Here is a 19,446-nt window from a genome sequence, read left to right as displayed (position 1 = left end):
CACCGACCCTGATTGCGCATAACTCACCTCCCGCCGACGTCGATCTCACTCGCAGAAACCGCGTCGCCAGCCAGGGTCTCTTCGATCCAACGTTTGAACAGAGCGATCTTTGGCGTTCTTGCCCTGGACCGTAAGTACACGAGACTATGGCAATTGATGCTGGGGCCTTCCAGGCCAAACGGCGCAACGAGCCTCCCGCTTTTCAGATCTTGCCGGACGAGTATGAGGCTTTCCAGGCAAACGCCAAGTCCATCCGCGGCCGCATTGATGGACATGAAAGATCTATCGAAACGCAGCCCCCGATCCATGTTGAGCCTCACACCGTGGTCGTCGGCCCAATCCTGCCAGCGATAGAGGTTCACTTCGGAGTGGATGAGCGGAAATCTGGCGAGATCCTGCGGTGAGCGTATTCCGTTTGCGCCCTCGACCAACGATGGGGCGCACAGGACCACTATTGGCTCGGGCGGGAAGGGCTCGACGGCGATGCCAACCTCCACGGGCTGCGTTCCGTAGCGGATGTCTATATCGACGTTGCCGGTCCTGAGCTCGGCCGGGTCACCAGAAGCGTGCAGTCGAAGATCGATCTCCGGATAGCGGGCGCTAAACCGGGCGAGGCGAGGCATGAGCCACTGCGAAGCGAGACTGACAACCGAATGGATATTCAGAATGTCACTTTTGCCCTTCTTCGTGAAATTGCGCGTGGCGCTCTCGATCCTTCGAAAGGAGGCGCTGATCTCTTCAGCGTAAGCCCTTCCCGCGTCAGTCAGCATGATTGAACGCCCGGAGCGATGAAATAAAGCAATTCCGAGCTCCGAATCCAGCGCGGCCATTTGATGGCTCACGGCCGAGGGGCTGATGCTCAGTTCCTCGGCGGCTTTTCCAAAAGATCCAAGACGTGCGACAGCTTCCAACACCTGTAGCGATCGCAGCGAAGGAAACTCCAACGCGCTCATCACCCCTCCTCCCCGTTTATGCGTGCCTCGCCACCTTTCTTACTTGAGACATTCAGTACGCTGGAGGACGCCCTTCCTCTATATTCCATGAGGAAATTTAACGCAAATGATGCATTTGTTGAGATGCATTCATGCATTGACCGATGGAATTCGCTTGTCCGGATGAAGCGTTTTTAACACTTTGCCCTTCGGAACGGCCTTTGCGCCGTTCTTTGCTAAGGGAGGAATGCATGGCTGAACGGGTGATCTCCGTGTCCGGCGCGCCGTACGACGGGCATAGCAGAGAGGCCGCACTGGAGAGCGCGGCAACCCTCGGGTTCACCCATTTCGAGCCGGCCTTTATCGTTGGATATACAGAACCCTTCGATGAGACCGCCTTCACACCTTCCGAGATGAACAGTTGGCGCAGCGCGCTTAGGTCTTCGGGGCTCTTGTGTCATGCAATGTCGTCGCACATCGACCTCGGTTTCGAAGATTCGGTCGAAGTGTTCACGGGCCGCATGGCATTCGCCGCGGCGATTGGAGCCAAAGTTATTGCGACCAACGCGGCCGCCCGACAAAGAGAGGCAACATTCCGTCGCAACGTCGAAACCATACTGAGAAGAGCGGAAGCCTTTGATATCATCGTTGGCCTGGAAAACCCAGGAGACGGCAGCGATAGCCTGATCAACACCGCGCGGGACGGTATTTCTCTTGTTGAGGAATTCGGATCGCCCTTTCTAAAGCTAAATTACGACGCTGCAAACACGGCGTCACATCGACCGGACATGGACGATCTCGCAGGTGATGGAATCCTGGCGCTGCCGGAATCGGCGCACGCCCATATCAAGGATGTCCGTGAAACCGACGAAGGTTGGTTTTTCTGCGATATCGGCGACGGCAAGGTCGGGTGCGAGCGCCTCCTGGCTGCAATCGCAAAGCTCGACAGCCTCCCGGTCAGTATTGAACTTCCCTTGAGACTGCATCGCAATCGGCAGGCGCAGCCCGTTCGCCGCCAAGATCCCGTGCCGCTGTCAACGATCGAGGACTCGCTGGGTCGGTCGCTCAAGGTCGTCCGGCGAGCGCTCAACCACAATCAATGACCGTGTCTGGAGGAGGACGCAGTGCAACGTTTTGTAAACAACCGCGATGAGGTCGTGGAAGATACCATCAGGGGCTTTGTGAAGGCACACCGAGACATCGTGCGCCTCGCCGAAAACCAACGCGTGGTGACGGCGATTGACCGGCCCGCGCAAGGAAAAGTGGGTGTCGTAACTGGAGGTGGCTCCGGACACGAGCCTGCCTTCATTGGCTATATAGGCCGCAACATGCTCGACGCGGTCGCGGTCGGCGAGCTGTTTTCGTCGCCAACGGCAAAGAGCTTTCATGATGCCATACGCGAAGCGAATGGTGGAAACGGCGTCGTTGTCCTCTACGGAAATTATGCCGGAGACAACATGAACGTGAAAATGGCGATGAAACTCGCCGCGAAGGACGGCATCGAGGTTGCCACGGTGGTTGCGAACGATGACGTGTGCTCCGCCTCCGCCGAGGAGCGGGAGAAGCGCCGAGGCGTTGCCGGAGAGATCTTCATGTGGAAGGTCGGCGGAGCGAAAGCGTCGATGGGCGCCAGCCTATCCGAGGTTCGTGACGCAGCGCAGAAGGCCATCGACAATTGCCGCTCGGTCGGTGTCGGATTGGGGCCGTGCACTCTTCCAGCGGTCGGACATCCGAACTTCCAGATCGAGCCTGGCACCATTGAAGTCGGTATCGGCCATCACGGCGAGCCGGGCGTGCGAGTAGAAGCGCTCAAGAGCGCATCAGAGGTCGCCAAGGATATGTGCCAGATCGTGCTGGATGATCATGATCTCGGCTCGGGGACAGAAGTGGCCGTACTGGTATCTGGCCTTGGCGCGACACCGCTGAACGAACTTTACATTCTCTTCGACACAGTCGAGGAGGAAATCTCCGGCCGCGGCCTCAGGATCCACAAAGCGTATGTTGGTAACTACTTCACGTCTCTTGAGATGGTTGGAGCGACTTTGACGGTCATGGCGCTCGATGAAGAGCTAAAGTCGCTACTGGAGGTCGAGGTTCGCTGCGCGGCGACGCTTTAAGGAGGGAACAATGCAAAAAATGAATAACGCGGCAGCCGGAGAAATCGTAGTCTCCATGGCAAGAGCGATCATCGATAACCGCGCCTACCTCAGCGAGATCGACGGCAAGATTGGCGACGGCGATCACGGAATAAATATGGCGAAAGGTTTCGGTTTAGTGGCCGACCGGATACGCGGCAAGGAGCTATCGCTCGCAAAAGCGCTTGAGACCCTCGGAACAGTCCTGATGACCGAGATCGGCGGATCTATGGGTCCGCTTTACGGTGTGATGTTCACCGAGTTTGCCCAGCAGATCGATCAGGTCGACCAGATCGACAACAAGACGTTCAGCCGAATGCTGCATGCTGGCTTGACGGGTATTCAACAAATTGGTTCGGCCAAAGTCGGCGACAAGACATTGCTTGACACGTTGGTGCCTGCTGTTGAAGCTTTTGACAATGCGACATCAGAAGGGAAATCCTTCGACGAGGCATTGGAACTCCTCGTTGCGGCAGCCGAAAGTGGCCGCGATTCGACGGTGAACTTGATCGCGCGGATCGGCCGAGCCAGCAGGCTGGGCGAACGATCGCTCGGCGTGCTGGATGCTGGTGCGACGTCTTGCGCGCTGATCCTCAAGGTGTTGTCTGAGGGAACCCGTAATAGGCTTCAATAGTGTCATCGCTTCTTGAGCGTGATCATAGTGAGAACCGAAGTGATGCCGAGCTTAAGGGGAAGCCAATCCAGAGTGCCGCTCGGTTATTGATGTGAAACGCGCCGCGATAAAAATCCGGCAACAGTCCTCCGTGTACCGCCCGAGGGTGGACACCCGTTTTCGCGGCCATCCGGGAATCAAATTTAGCGGACAGATTGGGTCGGCGGCGAACTATGCATTAGGTCTCCGGGCACCATCGCTCTCGCTTGCAGGGTCGGGTTCCGCAAACCGCGAAAGGCACGACTCATCGCAACTTAGGCGGTGCCACGACTGAAGCTGACGCGACATTCGGTCACGCGGCGACGCAGAGTCCTTCGCTCAGCCAACACCTGACCCGCTAAATCGAAGACACGAGTAATCGGCCTGCGGGCAGCGACGACCTGGCACGAAGCTCGAAAATCGTGCGTCGAACGGTGGCCCAAACGGAAGCAAGCCAATCCCGCTTGTCTGTGATGGCGTCCTGGCCCGGTTCCGGATCTTCCACGATCAACCCATAAAGGGTCCGCTAGCAAGCTGCGGCCGCGTCGGCTTCGCCTCGCGGTGATCGCGCCCGGACCCCGTGCCTTTTGAGGAGCCATCGAGCGGGAATTGGCCCGCTCCCGTAGGAGCCTCTCAAATGTCGCACGATCTCTCTCTCGCACAGTCCCACGCCCTCCAGCTTTCCCGTGACCTGATGGTCCCGGTCACCCTCTTCGAGGTCGACGGAGAATACGGCGTCCTTCCTTCTGACGAGATCGACGCCGACGACGATCTGGCGATCGTGCACGAGTATACGCCATGGCCGGCTCATTGAGCCGGCGCCGCGTGGGTGCCCCTTGCGAGCGGCAGGCCGCAAGGGGGGCCTCGCCGTGTCCGACGTCAGCTTGCATGATCCGACAATTGCCAGCCGCGCCCTTGCGGTCTTTGCTCTTCGGGGCCTGCCGAAAGGCGTCGGTGAACCGACGGGCAAGGAAGGATTATGGAGGCCGATCGCTGGGCGATCGGAATGAAAAATGAAGAGAAGAGAGATTGAAGCGCTGCGCGATCAGGTCAGTTGTGCGGCGGTGCTTGAGTATGCGGGGTTTGCAATAGACGCGAAGGAAAGCACACGGCGGGCGGTCAAATTCCGCCGCGGCGGCGAGATCATCATCGTCACCTATGAAGGGCGCGGATGGTTCGATCCTTTGTCCGACGCGAAAGGCGATGTGTTCCGGCTTGTCGAGCATCTCGATCGGGTCGGCTTTCTCGAAGGTGCCGAGCGGGTCGCGGCTCTGGTCGGTTTTCAGATCACGGAGCCGGAATGGCAGTCGGCGAAAGATGGCGAGAGATGCGACCTCTCTCTTGCCGATCGTTGGCAGTCCCGCAGGCGACCCTGGCCCGGTTCCGCGTCGTGGCGATACCTTAATGGCGAGCGCCGCCTGCCAGCGACCGTGCTGCGAGCGGCGATCAAAGGCGACCTTCTGCGCGAAGGTCCGCAAGGCAGCATGTGGGCGGCACACCGAGACAAGGCCGAGCTCTTGACCGGCTGGGAAGCGCGGGGTCCGCAATACCGGGGTTTTGCGTCCGGAGGAACCAAGGTTCTTTTCCGCTTCGGTTCGGATAGCGCGCTGCGTCTGGCTGTCACGGAAGCCGCGATCGATGCCATGAGCCTCGCGGCGATGGAGGGTTTGCGGGAGGGCACGCTTTATCTCAGCACTGGCGGCGGATGGTCGCCGACCACGGAGGCAGCGTTGCGGGAGTTGGCCGCGAAACCTGGCGTCCAGATGGTTGCGGCCACGGACGCCAATCTGCAGGGCGACATGTTTGCCGAACGGCTGCGGACGCTTGCCGACGATGCAGACTGCGACTGGACGCGACTTCGGCCGCCCGTGGAGGACTGGAACGAAACCCTGAAGATCAGGGAAAAGGAAAAGACGGAAAGGATGGAAGGAGGAGGCGTGCCGCATGCGCGCCGCCCGCGTCAAGGGAGGCTTCGCCCGGCGGAGCCGGCCCTTGACCCAGACGGTCACGATGCCGGCGGCAGCCAGGGGGTCATGAAGGACTGAAGAGGAAGGCAAGGTCGAGAGGACAGTGCCGCGCTTCGGCCCGAAACCTCCGAAGGAGCCGCAGATGAATTCCTCTCCCGCAATCCGAAAAGTCTTCCAGGGTATCGCAAGCCGACCGCAGATGTTCCGCATGTTCGACCGTCATCTCCAGGGGCCCAACCGCTGGGAAGACGACGCAATGCCGCTCTATGCCGGCGAATGGTTCGAGATCGACGAGGCCGAGCACGACTATATGTTCGAAATCCTGCCGCCGCTCTGGATCCGCGGTTCGATGTTTGCGATGCGCGAGTTCCTGACCGGCTCGGTGACGTCAGTGTTCTTCGCACTACGGATCGACGAGGCGATCCGCTATTTTCACGGCTATTGCGACCTTTCCGATAAAGCGTCCGTCGAGACCATGCGCCGTGCGATCATCGAGCACGAGAGCCGCCCGGTCCGGGCCATGACGCACGAGGAACGCCTCGAGCATATCTGGAGCAGCACGGCGGACGACTATCGCGGCTATGCGGGCGAGCGCTGGCCAGAGGCCTCACGCGGCAAGCGCACGGTGATGCTCTACGGCGGTAAAGGCGGCACTGTTCTGAAGCTGCTGGAAGACCTCAGCGACGACGAGATCGCCGCCAAGCTGCCAGTACAACTGCGCCACCTCCCCTCGCCGATCGCGGCTTGAGAGTTTCCGATTGCATCCGTGCGCGAAGCAATCGCGCTCGGCCCACGATAGCCGCGCAGCCCAGGTAGGCGGCCCCTCCACCCCTTCGCGTTCCTCGACTGTCGCTTGCGGCAGATCGATGACGCTCGCTCACAAGGAGCTTTCGATGAGCACCGATCCCTTCTCCCTTAATATGTTTGGCAGCAGCGCTTTGTCATCAGGACTTGGTCTTGGCGTCACGGCGTTCGGCGGTTTTGCCGCCAACGACGACGAGCCCGACCCGACCCCGCCGTCTCCTGCGCCGGCGCGGGCTCTGCCGGTGACCAACCGGCCGGTCCCCCGAAAGCAGGGGCAGCGCGCCAACTTCTATCTCGACGACGGCGACCGCGATCTCGCCGCGACCTGGAAGGAGCGGGCACGCATCAATGTCGCGGCCATCCTCACCGCCAACGAAATCGAGAAGATGAACCTGCCGGCGACCCCGGCCGCGCAGGCGAGGCTGATCCGCTTCACTGGTTTCGGCGCCGGCGAGCTTGCGAATGGCATGTTCCGGCGGCCGGGGGAAACCGATTTCCGAACGGGTTGGGACGATCTCGGTAGCTCACTGGAAACAGCGATCAGCGAGGGCGAATATGCGTCCCTTGCCCGTTGCACCCAATATGCCCACTTCACCCCCGAATTCATTATCCGGGCAATCTGGAATGGCTTGCAGCGCCTTGGCTGGCGCGGCGGTCGCGTGCTGGAGCCGGGGATCGGAACAGGCCTGTTTCCGGCGCTGATGCCGAAACAGTATCGCGAACTGAGCTACGTCACCGGTATCGAGCTCGATCCCGTCACGGCCCGCATCGCGCGCCTGCTGCAGCCGAAGGCGCGCATCATCAACGGCGATTTCGCGCGTACCGACCTCAATGCGATCTACGATCTTGCCATCGGCAACCCGCCCTTCTCCGATCGGACGGTTCGCTCCGACCGGCAATATCGTTCGCTCGGTCTTCGGCTGCACGATTACTTCATCGCCCGATCGATCGATCTCCTGAAACCCGGTGCCCTGGCCGCCTTCGTCACCAGCGCCGGCACAATGGACAAGGCAGAGGGCACCGCACGCGAACACATTGCCAAGTCCGCAGACCTGATCGCCGCGATCCGACTGCCCGAAGGCAGTTTTCGGCGTGACGCAGGGACCGACGTCGTGGTCGATATCCTCTTCTTCCGCAAGCGCAACGCAGGTGAACCGGAAGGCGACCTTTCGTGGCTCGACCTGGAAGGGGTCCGGCCGGCTGCCGAGGACGAGGGGGCGATCCGCGTGAACAGGTGGTTCGCGCAGCATCCGGAGTTCGTGCTCGGCGATCATGCCCTGACCTCCGGCCCCTTCGGGGAGACCTATACGTGCCGGTCACGTGCTGGCGAGGGGCTCGACGCGGCGCTGACAGCAGCCATCGCGCTTCTTCCGGAAGGCCTTTATGACGGCGAGCCGACCGCCATTGACATTGATCTGGAGGATGAGCTTGCCGAGATCGTCGATCTCAGTCCCGACAATGCCAAGGTGCGCGAAGGCAGCTATTTTGTCGACGTCAGACATGGTCTCATGCAGGTTGTCGACGGCGAGCCTGTTCCGGTTCACGTGCGCAAGGCCCGCAGCGGCGAGGGAATTTCGGAAAAGCATGTCCGGATCATTCGCAAACTGATCCCGATCCGTGATGCCGTGCGCGACGTCCTGAAAGCCCAGGAACTGGACCGGCCGTGGCGCGAGCTGCAGGTACGGCTGCGCATCGCCTGGTCGAACTTCGTGCGCGATTTCGGCCCGATCAACCACACCACTGTCTCGATCATCGAGGATGAGACGACGGGCGAGGTTCGTGAGAACCATCGCCAGCCGAACCTTCTGCCATTTCGCGACGATCCGGACTGCTGGCTGGTCGCCTCCATCGAGGACTATGACCTCGAAACCGACACGGCCAGGCCCGGGCCGATTTTCTCAGAACGCGTCATCGCGCCCCCTTCCCCGCCCGTCATCACCTCCGCCGCCGATGCCTTGGCCGTCGTCCTCAACGACCGCGGACGCATCGACCTCGATCATATTGCCGAACTTCTTCATTGCGACACGGATGCGGCTCTCAATGCGCTTGGCGATACTATTTTCCGCGATCGCGCCGACGGCTCCTGGCAAACCTCCGATGCTTATCTCTCCGGGGCCGTGCGCACCAAACTTGCTGCCGCGGCAGCTGCGGCCGAGCTCGATCCCGCTTATGAGCGCAATGTCCGTGCGCTTCAGGCGGTGCAGCCGGCTGATCTCCGCCCGTCTGATATCACCGCCCGGCTGGGCGCACCCTGGATTCCGGCCGCTGATATCGTCGACTTCGTGCACGAGACGATGGGCGCCGAGATCAGGATCCATCACATGCCGGAACTCGGCTCTTGGACAGTCGAGGGGCGGCAACTTGGTTGGACGGCAGCCGGTACATCCGAATGGGGCACTGACCGCCGGCATGCCGGTGAGTTACTCGCCGATGCACTAAACAGCCGCGTGCCGCAGATTTTCGACGTGTTCAAGGACGCCGACGGTGAGCGGCGCGTTCTGAACGTCATCGACACCGAGGCCGCCCGCGACAAGCTCCAGAAGATCAAGCAAGCGTTCCAGAACTGGGTCTGGACCGATCCCGATCGCACCGACCGGCTGGCGCGGGTCTATAACGATCGCTTCAACAACATCGCCCCACGAAAATTCGACGGCTCGCACCTGAAACTTCCCGGCGCCTCTGGCGCCCTTGTTCTTTATGGGCACCAGAAGCGCGGCATCTGGCGCATCATCTCGTCGGGATCGACATATCTCGCCCACGCCGTCGGCGCCGGCAAGACGATGACCATGGCAGCCGCCATCATGGAACAGCGCCGGCTCGGTCTTATTGCCAAGGCGATGCTGGTCGTACCCGGCCATTGCCTGGCGCAGGCGGGGCGGGAGTTCCTGGCGCTTTATCCAAACGCCCGCATTCTCGTTGCCGACGAGACGAATTTTTCGAAGGACAAACGCGCTCGGTTCCTGTCACGCGCGGCGACCGCCACGTGGGACGCGATTATCATCACGCATTCGGCATTCCGGTTCATAGCCGTGCCGTCGAGTTTCGAGCAACAGATGATCCAGGATGAGCTCGAGCTCTACGAGGATCTGCTGACCAAGGTCGACAGTGAGGATCGCGTGTCGCGCAAGAGGCTCGAGCGGCTCAAGGAAGGCTTGAAGGAACGACTGGAGGCGTTGTCCACCCGCAAGGACGACCTGCTGACCATCTCGGAGATCGGCGTCGACCAGATCATCGTCGATGAGGCGCAGGAATTCAGAAAACTTTCCTTCGCCACCAACATGTCGACCTTGAAAGGCATCGATCCGAACGGATCGCAGCGTGCCTGGGACCTCTACGTCAAGTCTCGCTTCATCGAGACGAAGAACCCTGGCCGGGCTTTGGTTCTGGCGTCCGGCACGCCGATCACCAATACGCTTGGCGAGATGTTCTCGCTCCAACGCCTGCTCGGGCATGCGGCCCTCGCCGAACGCGGGCTGCATGAATTCGACGCCTGGGCCTCGACCTTCGGTGATACGACGGCGGAACTGGAGATCCAGCCATCAGGCAAATACAAGCCCGTCAGCCGTTTTGCTTCCTTCGTCAACGTCCCGGAACTGATCGCCATGTTCCGCAGCTTCGCCGACGTGGTGATGCCTGAGGATCTCCGCGACTACGTCAAGGTGCCTGATATCTCGACCGGCCGCCGGCAGATCCTGACGGCCAAGCCGACACAGGCCTTCAAGAATTACCAGACGATCCTCGATGCCCGTATCAAGGCGATCGAGATGCGCGAGGGACCGGCGCAGCCCGGCGACGACATCCTGCTCTCCGTCATCACCGACGGTCGCCATGCCGCCATAGATCTCCGCCTGGTCGACGCGGACAATGACAACGAACCGGACAACAAGCTCAACATGCTGGTCCAGAACGCTTTCCGCATCTGGCAGGAGACCGCGCAAAGCACGTATCTCCGCCCCGACGGCAAGCCTTTCGATCTGCCGGGTGCGGCGCAGATGATCTTTTCGGATCTCGGCACCATCAATGTCGAGAAAAGCAGGGGCTTTTCCGCCTACCGCTGGATCAGGGACGAGCTCGTCCGCATGGGCGTTCCGGCATCCGAGATCGCTTTCATGCAGGACTACAAGAAGTCGGAGGCGAAGCAGCGCCTGTTCGCCGACGTCCGTGCCGGCAAGATCCGCTTCCTGATCGGCTCGTCGGACACAATGGGTACCGGCGTCAATGCGCAGCTCCGTCTCAAGGCGCTGCATCATCTCGACGTCCCCTGGCTGCCTTCGCAGATCGAGCAGCGCGAGGGCCGGATCGTGCGTCAGGGCAATCAGCATGACGAGGTCGATATCTTCGCCTATGCCACCCAAGGTTCGCTAGATGCCTCGATGTGGCAAAACAACGAACGCAAGGCTCGCTTTATCGCGGCCGCTTTGTCCGGCGACACCTCGATCCGCCGGCTGGAGGATCTCGGTGAAGGGGCGGCCAATCAGTTCGGCATGGCCAAGGCGATTGCGAGTGGCGACGAACGCCTGATGCAGAAGGCAGGGCTGGAAGCCGATATCGCTCGCCTCGAACGGCTGCGCGCCGCCCATGACGACGACCAATATGCCGTGCGCCGGCAGATTCGTGACGCCGAACGCGATATCGAGATCTCGAAGCGGCGGATTGCGGAAATCGGCAAGGACATCGGGCGCCTCATTCCGACCGCGGCCGAAGCCTTTGCCATGACTGTCGTCGGCGAGGCTTTCAACGAACGGAAAGCCGCCGGTCGCGCCTTGATGAGGGAAATTCTCACTCTCGTTCAGCGCCAGCAGGAAGACGACAGCGTCATCGCCTCGGTCGGGGGCTTTGACCTCGTCTATTCCGGCGAGCGGTTCGGCAGGGACGATGGGTATCGCTACACGACCCTTCTCCAACGCACTGGAGCCGATTACGAAATCGATCTGCCGGTGACCGTGACGCCGCTTGGCGCTACCTCCCGCCTCGAGCACGCGCTCGACGGTTTTGACGAGGAGCAGGAACGCTATCGCCATCGCCTTCATGACGCCCAGCGGCGTCTCGCCTCCTACCGCTCGCGCGAGGGCGGCCTGTTTGCATTTTCCGAAGAACTCGCCGAGCAGCGCCGGCAACTACGAGACGTCGATCAGGCATTGGCAGCCGTGGCACGCGAGGAGGGTTTGGCCCACTCGGAAGCGGCCTGAGGTCTGACGCCATTTGCCTGACCTCCATCCGCGGATTTTGGAAGCGCTGCAGCATTCACATAGCTGCAGTGCACAAAAAGTGTTTTCCAAGTGGTCAAAATTCGAGCATAGTGCACACAGCTGATGCACATGGCGGCTTTCCTCCCAGTTCCGCCGCAGCAGCTGTTCCCCTCTGGAGGTTTATTGACCTTCACACTTCATGGGCCGCGGTTTCCGCTGGCCCATTTTTTATCTCCCATCTATCCCGATCGACATCCAGTCGCTTGCAAGCCGATGCGTTTTTGCAGGCCGGCGGCGTCAGCCGCCGAAATGAGAAGCAGGCAAGGGAGAAAAGGAGGAAGAGGGAGATGAACCGGTCGCAGAGCAGTCGGCTGGTCGCCGCTTCCGCTCAACCGCCGCCTCCGCATCCCGGCCACTCGCCCTTCGCAGGGCTGTCAGCCCCGCTCGTCCTTCGCGGCAGCAATGCTCGGCCGCAGTTGCACCCGGCCGCCTGCTCCGCGGTCCGGGAAGTGTCTTCGAAAAGAATGAAGACGCGAGAAGGGCAGGCAAAGGGCCGTGTCCAATCCCCGAGAAGGAGTATCCCATGCAACTGATGAAGGTCGATCCGCGTGCGCTGAAGGACAACCCTGACAACACGCGCCAGTCGAAGTCGACGCCGCAGGCCGACGCTCTGCTATTGGCGACGATCAAGGCCGTCGGCGTGATCCAGCCGCCAGTCATTTTCCCGGAAGGCGGCGGCAACGGTTACGTCATCGAAGCCGGTCACCGGCGCACCCGCATGGCGATCGCCGCCGGTCTCGAGGAAATCGACGTTATCGTCGTCGAGGCGGCCAATGACAACGGCGCCATGCGCTCGATGGTCGAGAACATTGCGCGCGAGCCGCTCAATCCGGTCGACCAATGGCGGGGCATCGAGCGGCTGGTCGCGCTCGGCTGGACCGAGGAGGCGATCGCGGTGGCGCTCGCGCTTCCCGTCCGCCAGATCCGCAAGCTTCGTCTGCTCGCCAACGTGCTGCCTTCCATGCTCGACCAGATGGCGAAGGGGGACATGCCCAACGAGCAGCAGCTAAGGACGATCGCGGCCGCATCGTCCGAAGAGCAGAAAGAGGTCTGGAAAGCCCATAAGCCCAAAAAGGGCGACACGGCGGCCTGGTGGCAGATCGCCAACGGCCTCTCGAAAACCCGCATGCATGCCCGCGACGCAAGTTTTGGCGACGATCTTCGCCTCGCGTACGGTATCGAGTGGGCCGAGGACCTGTTCGGCCCGGCCGATCAGGACAATCGCTACACCACCAATGTCGAAGCCTTTCTCGGCGCCCAGCAGGAGTGGATGGCGAGCAACCTTCCGAAGAAGGGCGCAATCGTCGAGGTCAACAATTGGGGCCAGCCGGAACTGCCCAAGAAGGCCGAACGCGTCTACGGCAAGCCGGCCAAGGGCGATTGCACCGCGATGTATCTCGATCGCGACGGCAAGGTGCAGAGCGTCCACTACCGGATGCCGGAGCCAAGGAAAACCGATGGGCGACCCGGTCCAGCCGGTGGCGCTTCGACGGAGGCCGACGACGACACCGATGTCGTCGGGAAGACCAGGCCCGAGGTCACGCAGAAGGGCCAGGACATGATCGGTGATTTCCGTACCGATGCGCTGCATGAGGCGCTCGCCCGGACGCCGATAGAAGATGACATGCTGATGGCGCTCCTGGTCATGGCCTTCGCCGGCACCAATGTTCGGGTCGATTCCGGCGCCAACGACACCGTCTTCGGGCCGAAGCGTTTCCAGCGTCATGTCGCGCGCCTCTATTCCGCGGATGGACGCTTGTCGTTCGATATGGACAGCGTGCGTGTCGCCGCCCGCTCCGTTCTCATCGACGTACTCTCATGCCGGCGCGGCATGTCGAACAGTGGTGTCGTCTCGCGCATTGCCGGTGACGCGATCGGCGCTGACGGTTTCCTTCCGAACATGGGGACCGAGGATTTCCTGCTTTGCCTGTCGCGTCAGGCGCTGGAAGCCGCTGCCAAGTCGGTCGATCTCGTCCCGCGGTCGCGGGTCCGCGAAACCCGCGCGGCACTCGTCGATCACTTCGCGGCCGATGCTGCCTTCGTCCTTCCGGCGGCGCTGTTTGCGCCTGACCCGAAGGACATCGCAGATCTCATGAAGCACGCCGATGATCTCGTCGGCGACGACGGCGACGGTGCGCAGGGCGAGAGCATCGGCGCCGACGGGTTCGATCCAACGGCGACGGGACATGACGATCTCGTCACCGACCCGGTGGGTGATGCCGCCTCCGACGAGGAGGAAACCGCCTACGGGATCGCGGCGGAATAGCCGCCGCCCCATCCTTCGCCGATTGATCTTCCGCCGCCGGTCGTCCCGGCGGCGGTTTCGTTTCCATCACCCGCAAAAAACATGAAGGAGGATGCGGTGTCCGCGTCTCTGATTTATGATCTCGCCCCGATCGGCTCCGTCGTCGGCTGGTCCGATGGTAGCCCACGACCGCCTGAGCGCCACAAGAAGAAACTGTCGGCTTGGCGAACGCGCAATAGCCAGGGTCGGCTGATCCGCAAGGAAGGCAAGCGCGGCGTCGGCAATACCAGTCTGACACCGTGTTTCACGCTGCATGAAGGCGATCTCGGCGCAAATGGCATCATCACCATCCGTATCCACCGGACCTTCTCGCTCGATAGCGGCCTGACATTCAAAGTTGTCGAGCGTCCCGCCCTTGGATCTGTTCGCATCTTCGATCGCCCCGGCGCCAATGCCGAACTCGTCCACCTGGGGAACAATCGGCAAGCGGCCGCGGAATGGCTCAGCCGGCATGGATATCCGCATGCGATTCTCGAGGAGGTGACGGCCGACGAGGTCGCTGCCGATCACATCGAAGGGAGAACCGCAGCATGACTATGCTCCCTTCGCAATCCTTCGAAGTCTCCGCCCCTGACGCGTCAGGGGCGGAGTTCGGCAGAAGCGCCGACGGCATGGCCGTCGCGCGTGTCGGCGATCTCGTCTTCGCCATGGTTCCCGCCCGGGATGGCCAGTATTTACTTGCCAGTGCTTGGCGCGCGTCACGGCCGCTTGCCGAACTGAAGCGCGATGATTTCTATTCGCACCACGGCTCTGTCGAGGGCGAAGCCGCGTTCCGTAACCGCATGATAGAACAGGCCGGGCACAGCCGCGAACTGCGGCTACTATCCCGCCAGACCGTCCGGGTGACCTGCAGCACCCCATGGGGGCCGTCGCAGGGCGCCACCGTCTACGCCGACGGAATCGTGTGCCATACGACGGCAGGGCATGGTGGCTTCAGGCTCTCCGACGCCCGCAATGCCAAGGTCCACCCGATGCTCAGGACAGATGGCGGCTGGTATGAAGAGGACGCCGCCTGGGCAATCGTTGCGCTGACCTTTCCGGACCTGTTCACGACCTATGAGCGCAACTGCGCCGACAAGACGATCCGCGACAGCTGGCCAGATGCCTGGGAAGCGATCTTCGATCGGTCGCTCGCACCGGGTGAATCGTACGAGAGGGATGCCCAGGCATTCGCACGGGAGCATGCCGGTGACTGGATCGTCACCGCGGCACTTCGTTCGGACCATCACACTGGTATGACCGAGGTGATCGCCACCATCGGCGGCATGCGCGGCGAGCGAGTGGAAGAGCGCCGCTTTCTGATGCCAAGCGACGAGTATGCGGCCGGCCGTTTCGGCTTCGTCATCGATGAGGCACGGCATGCCGCCTATGAGGGTCCCTCCAGCTTTGTCGCTTGGCGTGGGAGGGCGTCGTAATGTCCAATCCCGAGCAACGCGCCGCGCAGTTTACCAGAATGGAATCAGCGCGACGGCAGACCCAGCACCAGCTCGATTTGATCGACCGGCAGATCATGCGACGCATGACCACAATCATTCCCCAGCTTGGTCGCCGTCAGTGCGGATATCGTCGCGGCAAGGCGCCGGAGCCAGGCGCCTTCCTCGAACGCTACCGGTCCAATCTTGCAGCGATCACCGCCGAGCGTCAGCCGGAAATCGATGCGCTTTCGAGAAAACTCGCCCGACAGGATGCGGCAATCGCGGCGCTGCGGGCGAGAGCCGGGTCCGACGGCACAGTCGTGGCCGCTACCGGTCCGGGAGGCAGGACGCCATGAGCACGATCGGAGACCTGGAGCGAAGAGCAGGCATCGGCGCATCACCGGCGGAGCGCACCGCTTTCTGGCTGCAGTTCCATCACCTCGAAGGCGAAGCCTGCCTCAATGCCGGTGTCGCCGAACTCAGGCGGCTGATCGCTCAGAGGGAAGCAAGGCCGGATCCCAGACCGAAAGTGCGCGCCGTTCGTCTCTCGCGCGAAACCCTGCCGCCTTTGACTCTGGAACAGGAAGCAGCACTTCAGGCCTATGCCGCCAAGCATGGACGGCGCTGGAAATCGATCCTCAACAACGCCTGGATGGGCGGGCCGCCGCATGATGACGGCGGTCTGCTGCGCGGACCTCGCAACTCGCACGGCCCGACCTGGCTGCAATCCTACCGGTTGCCTAAGCCGGCCAAGCGATAGGCCCAGCGTTCGACGTCAGCGAGCCGGAAGGGCCGGAGAAGCGGCAGCGCCTGTCGTTTCGTTCGAGGACGTCATGGCCCCTCCACTGCCGGATCGCCCTTCGGTTTTGCTGCGGTCTGAACCGGCGGCCGTGCGCTTCAAGGCCGCTGTCGCGCCGCGGGGCGGCCGGACCCCGCCGTCCTTCACGGAGCAGGCTTCGCGTGCTCTATCGAGGGCAGTTTGCCCTCTTCGCCCGCAAACCGGCTCCGCTCGTCCACGCAGGACCGGACCCTGAAACGCCCGCCTTCCGCCGGTTCGGGATGACCGCACCGAAGGGCAAGCCGGCATGGGCCGGAGCCCGTTCGGACGACCTCGAAAGGAACGATCATGGCCAAGCCCGCACCCTCCTCTCGCCAATCCGCCCGCGTTGTGCAACTGCGCAAGGGCGCCACCATCGAAATGGTCCGGCTGACATGCCCCGACGCCAGCCAGGCCCTAAAGATCGCCGAGAGTTTCGGCACCGCGGTCATCGACAGCGACGGCATCCGCGACCTGCATGAACGCCTCGTCATCGAGACCGCCGATGCGCTCGGAGACGGCCTGGGCGACAAGGCCATGCAGATTCATCTGCAGCGGATCGTCGGCGCCTTCGTCGGCTCGGCCCATGGCGCCGGGCAGTTCTATAGCCGCGCTGTCACCGAGGCGCGCGATGCCACGGCAAAGGCCGCCAACGATGCCCGCGACGAGGACCTCGACGGTCCGGTCGGCTATGACAGCGCCGCCCAGCGCAAGCGCGAGTTCGCCGCCGACATGGGCATCCAGGCCCATTCGCTGAGAATGGCAGCCGAAGGCGCCGTCGCGGCCTATGCCCAGGTGATCGGCGAGACCTGGAAGCCGTTCGACCGGCCGGTCGAGCAGCCGGGTCATTCGCTGGGCCGCAAGGCCGCCGAAGCGCAGATCTCGGCCTTCGACTAGGCTATGCCGGCGGGGCTCCGGCACCGCCTTCGATAAACGCGAGAACGGCCGGTTCCCTGGCGGAGCCGGCTGTTTTCGTGTCGCCGACGGGGCCAATCGGGAACGGAAATCAGGCAGGTGGCACGCCCGTCGCGGCCCGTTCAGCTTGTCGGGTCTGCAGGAGCCGCCGGCAGATGCAACGGCTCCGCCGTCCTCCACTGAAGTTCCGGCCGTTCCGGTGCATCGGCCGGCTGATCTGCTCCTGCATTCTGCCCTCCGCAACGGGCCGCGACGGGCGCGGCCTCAAAACGGAGGCTGAAGATGAGCAATAGGGAGAAACAGCGGGTCGATCTTTATACCCGTATCACGGACAAAATCGTAGAGGATCTGGCGAAGGGCGTGCGGCCGTGGATGAAGCCATGGAACTGCGAGAATACGACTGGCCGTATTACTCGGCCGCTGCGTCATAACGGGCAGCCCTATTCGGGCGTCAACGTGGTGCTTCTCTGGTCGGAGGGCAACGCACGGGGGTATGCGTCATCCACGTGGATGACGTTCAAGCAGGCCCTCGAACTGGGTGCCGCCGTCCGCAAGGGCGAGACGGGTGCCACGGTCGTTTTCGCCAGCCGTTTCACTAAGTCGGAGACCGACGGAAATGGCGGCGAGGTCGAGCGGGAAATCCCTTTCCTGAAGGCGTACAGTGTCTTCAACGTCGAGCAGATCGACGGGCTTCCCGACCAATATCGTCACAAGCCGGCTCCGGTTCTCGATCCGGTCGAGCGCATCGAGCATGCCGACCGGTTCTTTCGCAACACCGGTGCCGTGATCCGCCATGGTGGCAACCAGGCCTTCTTCGCGCCGGCCGCCGATCTCATCCAGATGCCGCCGTTTGAGAGCTTCAAGGACGCGGCAAGCTACTATGCGACCTTGAGCCATGAAGTCACGCATTGGACGGCGCCGGCGCATCGCCTCGGTCGCGACCTCAGCCGCTATGCCAAGGACAAGACCGAGCGGGCGCGTGAGGAACTGATCGCGGAACTCGGCAGCTGCTTCCTGTGCGCCGATCTCGGTATTGCTCCCGAGCTCGAACCACGTCCAGATCACGCCTCCTACCTTGGCTCCTGGCTCAACGTCCTGCGCGACGACAGACGGGCAATCTTTCAGGCGGCGGCACATGCGCAGCGGGCCGTGAGTTTCCTGCATGGCCTGCAGGCCGAACGTGCCGACGAGCCGCTCGCTGCGTGAGGCTCTCAGGGTCGGTCGTTGGCCTCGCCAATGGCCGACAGATCTTCCGACTTCGTCGCGGGGAGCGTGTCGGGATCAGCTGTGAGGTCCAGTTTGCCCCAGATCGAGGATTTCCGGTCGGTCGGCTTGAGCTTCCGGGACGGCTTGATTTCGACGATAAACGGCTTTGTCTGCTGACGCATAAATCCTCCAGGCGACGAATCGCAAGGCGCGACGATAGCGCGGAGGATGGGCAATGCAACGCCCTACGCTTGGTGGTTGAGCGAGGTTTGGGTCTGGCAAGTGGACAGGAAAAGCGGAGCGATCGTTGTAGCGGTCGGACGGGCAGTTGTGGATCGGCTGCCATTGCCATATCCCTTCGACCACTGCACCAGGCCACGACCTTCGCGGGCTCGATGAGGCATGTCTGATCGAAGACCGGCTTCGCCTCGATCGTCTTCCCGCAACGGCCTTGCGAAGCTTTCTTCCCCTGAGCGCGATGCGCTCATTCCTCGCGAAGCAACAAAGCTTCTCCAGGCCGCCCTCCATTTCATTTCGGCCCTCCGGGTGCGGACCGATCGTCCCCGATCGTTGCGACAGCCATCGAGGCCGCGATGGGCGCGGCCCGAAACAGCAAAGGAATACGACAATGGCAACCATCGGCACCTTCACCACCTCCGAAACCGGCTTCAACGGCTCGATCCGCACACTCGCCCTCAACGTCAAGGCCCGCATCGCCCGCATCGAAAACCCCTCCGACAAGGGCCCGCACTTCCGCATCTACGCAGGCAATGTCGATTATGCTGAGAGTGTGATTATGCGGAGTGCTGATCGCTGAAGGCTGGATTTCTCGACGATAGCGGCGGCTTCTGCTCCGCATAATTCCACTGGTGTGGAAGAGGCGCCCCGCCGTGAAGCGGAGCGCCGATGTGCTGGTCAGCGCGACCAGATGAGCTTGTGCTCGCCCTTGTCGCCCTGGACCAGGGAGGCGTAGACCGGGGCCGTGAAGGACGGATCGTCGAGCTTGAGCGAGAGGTATTCGGCGCCTGTTTCGCGGGCGGTGCGGGTCC

17 protein-coding genes and 1 pseudogene are annotated in these 19,446 nt (G+C 62.2%); 15 read left to right on the top strand and 3 right to left on the bottom strand.

Features of this window, described 5'->3' with window-relative positions; all coding sequences use genetic code 11:
• Positions 1-23: 23 nt before the first annotated feature.
• On the bottom strand, positions 24-953 hold the full coding sequence (locus tag PH547_RS22390) for a LysR substrate-binding domain-containing protein (protein WP_004130046.1): 930 nt from the start codon (positions 951-953) through the stop codon (positions 24-26).
• Between the two features lie 230 nt (positions 954-1,183).
• On the opposite strand from PH547_RS22390, the gene PH547_RS22385 reads away from it, so the two are divergent.
• The 14 genes from PH547_RS22385 (at position 1,184) to PH547_RS22320 (ending at position 18,397) form a co-directional block, all read left to right on the top strand.
• Positions 1,184-2,035 (top strand): sugar phosphate isomerase/epimerase family protein, encoded by an 852-nt coding sequence (locus PH547_RS22385; RefSeq protein ID WP_004130031.1) that lies wholly within the window; start codon positions 1,184-1,186, stop codon positions 2,033-2,035.
• A 21-nt stretch (positions 2,036-2,056) separates the two neighbouring features.
• On the top strand, positions 2,057-3,049 hold the full coding sequence (locus tag PH547_RS22380) for a dihydroxyacetone kinase subunit DhaK (RefSeq protein WP_004130028.1): 993 nt from the start codon (positions 2,057-2,059) through the stop codon (positions 3,047-3,049).
• A gap of 10 nt (positions 3,050-3,059) precedes the next feature.
• Positions 3,060-3,701 (top strand): dihydroxyacetone kinase subunit DhaL, encoded by a 642-nt coding sequence (gene dhaL, locus PH547_RS22375; protein WP_285169544.1) that lies wholly within the window; start codon positions 3,060-3,062, stop codon positions 3,699-3,701.
• 655 nt (positions 3,702-4,356) lie between these two features.
• Positions 4,357-4,533 carry a hypothetical protein gene (locus PH547_RS22370; RefSeq protein ID WP_015341926.1) on the top strand — a complete coding sequence of 59 codons (177 nt, stop codon included), beginning with the start codon at positions 4,357-4,359 and terminating at the stop codon, positions 4,531-4,533.
• Between the two features lie 199 nt (positions 4,534-4,732).
• Entirely contained in the window at positions 4,733-5,764 is a 1,032-nt protein-coding gene (locus PH547_RS22365) for a DUF3991 and toprim domain-containing protein (RefSeq protein ID WP_285169543.1), read from the top strand.
• Between the two features lie 64 nt (positions 5,765-5,828).
• Complete coding sequence (locus PH547_RS22360) at positions 5,829-6,434, top strand: DUF1419 domain-containing protein (protein WP_285169542.1); 606 nt, start codon at positions 5,829-5,831, stop codon at positions 6,432-6,434.
• Positions 6,435-6,579: 145 nt separating this feature from the next.
• Entirely contained in the window at positions 6,580-11,679 is a 5,100-nt protein-coding gene (locus tag PH547_RS22355) for a helicase-related protein (RefSeq protein ID WP_285169541.1), read from the top strand.
• 583 nt (positions 11,680-12,262) lie between these two features.
• Positions 12,263-14,005: a ParB/RepB/Spo0J family partition protein gene (locus tag PH547_RS22350; protein ID WP_004130017.1), complete on the top strand. Its 1,743-nt coding sequence runs from the start codon at positions 12,263-12,265 to the stop codon at positions 14,003-14,005.
• A 96-nt stretch (positions 14,006-14,101) separates the two neighbouring features.
• Positions 14,102-14,578 carry a hypothetical protein gene (locus PH547_RS22345; RefSeq protein WP_004130013.1) on the top strand — a complete coding sequence of 159 codons (477 nt, stop codon included), beginning with the start codon at positions 14,102-14,104 and terminating at the stop codon, positions 14,576-14,578.
• Complete coding sequence (locus tag PH547_RS22340; RefSeq protein WP_004130010.1) at positions 14,575-15,459, top strand: DUF7007 domain-containing protein; 885 nt, start codon at positions 14,575-14,577, stop codon at positions 15,457-15,459. Before PH547_RS22345 ends, PH547_RS22340 begins: the two co-directional genes overlap by 4 nt.
• Positions 15,459-15,815, top strand: coding sequence for a hypothetical protein (locus PH547_RS22335; protein WP_037156020.1), 357 nt, complete (start codon positions 15,459-15,461; stop codon positions 15,813-15,815). Before PH547_RS22340 ends, PH547_RS22335 begins: the two co-directional genes overlap by 1 nt.
• Entirely contained in the window at positions 15,812-16,219 is a 408-nt protein-coding gene (locus PH547_RS22330; RefSeq protein WP_285169540.1) for a hypothetical protein, read from the top strand. The genes PH547_RS22335 and PH547_RS22330 overlap by 4 nt, the downstream gene beginning before the upstream one ends.
• A 366-nt stretch (positions 16,220-16,585) precedes the next feature.
• Positions 16,586-17,173 (top strand): hypothetical protein, encoded by a 588-nt coding sequence (locus tag PH547_RS22325; RefSeq protein ID WP_285169539.1) that lies wholly within the window; start codon positions 16,586-16,588, stop codon positions 17,171-17,173.
• Between the two features lie 300 nt (positions 17,174-17,473).
• Positions 17,474-18,397, top strand: a complete 924-nt coding sequence (locus tag PH547_RS22320; protein ID WP_285169538.1) for an ArdC family protein — start codon at positions 17,474-17,476, stop codon at positions 18,395-18,397.
• A gap of 5 nt (positions 18,398-18,402) precedes the next feature.
• On the opposite strand, the gene PH547_RS22315 is transcribed toward PH547_RS22320, so the two are convergent.
• Positions 18,403-18,579, bottom strand: a complete 177-nt coding sequence (locus PH547_RS22315) for a hypothetical protein (RefSeq protein WP_285169537.1) — start codon at positions 18,577-18,579, stop codon at positions 18,403-18,405.
• A 446-nt stretch (positions 18,580-19,025) separates the two neighbouring features.
• Here PH547_RS22315 and PH547_RS22310 point away from each other — a divergent pair.
• Positions 19,026-19,202: pseudogene (locus tag PH547_RS22310) on the top strand (DUF736 family protein); the annotation flags it as partial.
• A gap of 110 nt (positions 19,203-19,312) precedes the next feature.
• Here the strand turns inward: PH547_RS22310 and PH547_RS22305 are convergent.
• On the bottom strand, positions 19,313-19,446 hold a 134-nt coding region (locus tag PH547_RS22305; RefSeq protein WP_285169557.1), incomplete at its 5' end, for a DUF736 family protein.

It is taken from the genome of Rhizobium cerradonense, assembly GCF_030182455.1.
Lineage (GTDB): Bacteria > Pseudomonadota > Alphaproteobacteria > Rhizobiales > Rhizobiaceae > Rhizobium.
Note: the sequence above shows the minus strand (reverse complement) of the source record. Positions and strands in the feature narration are given on the sequence as shown.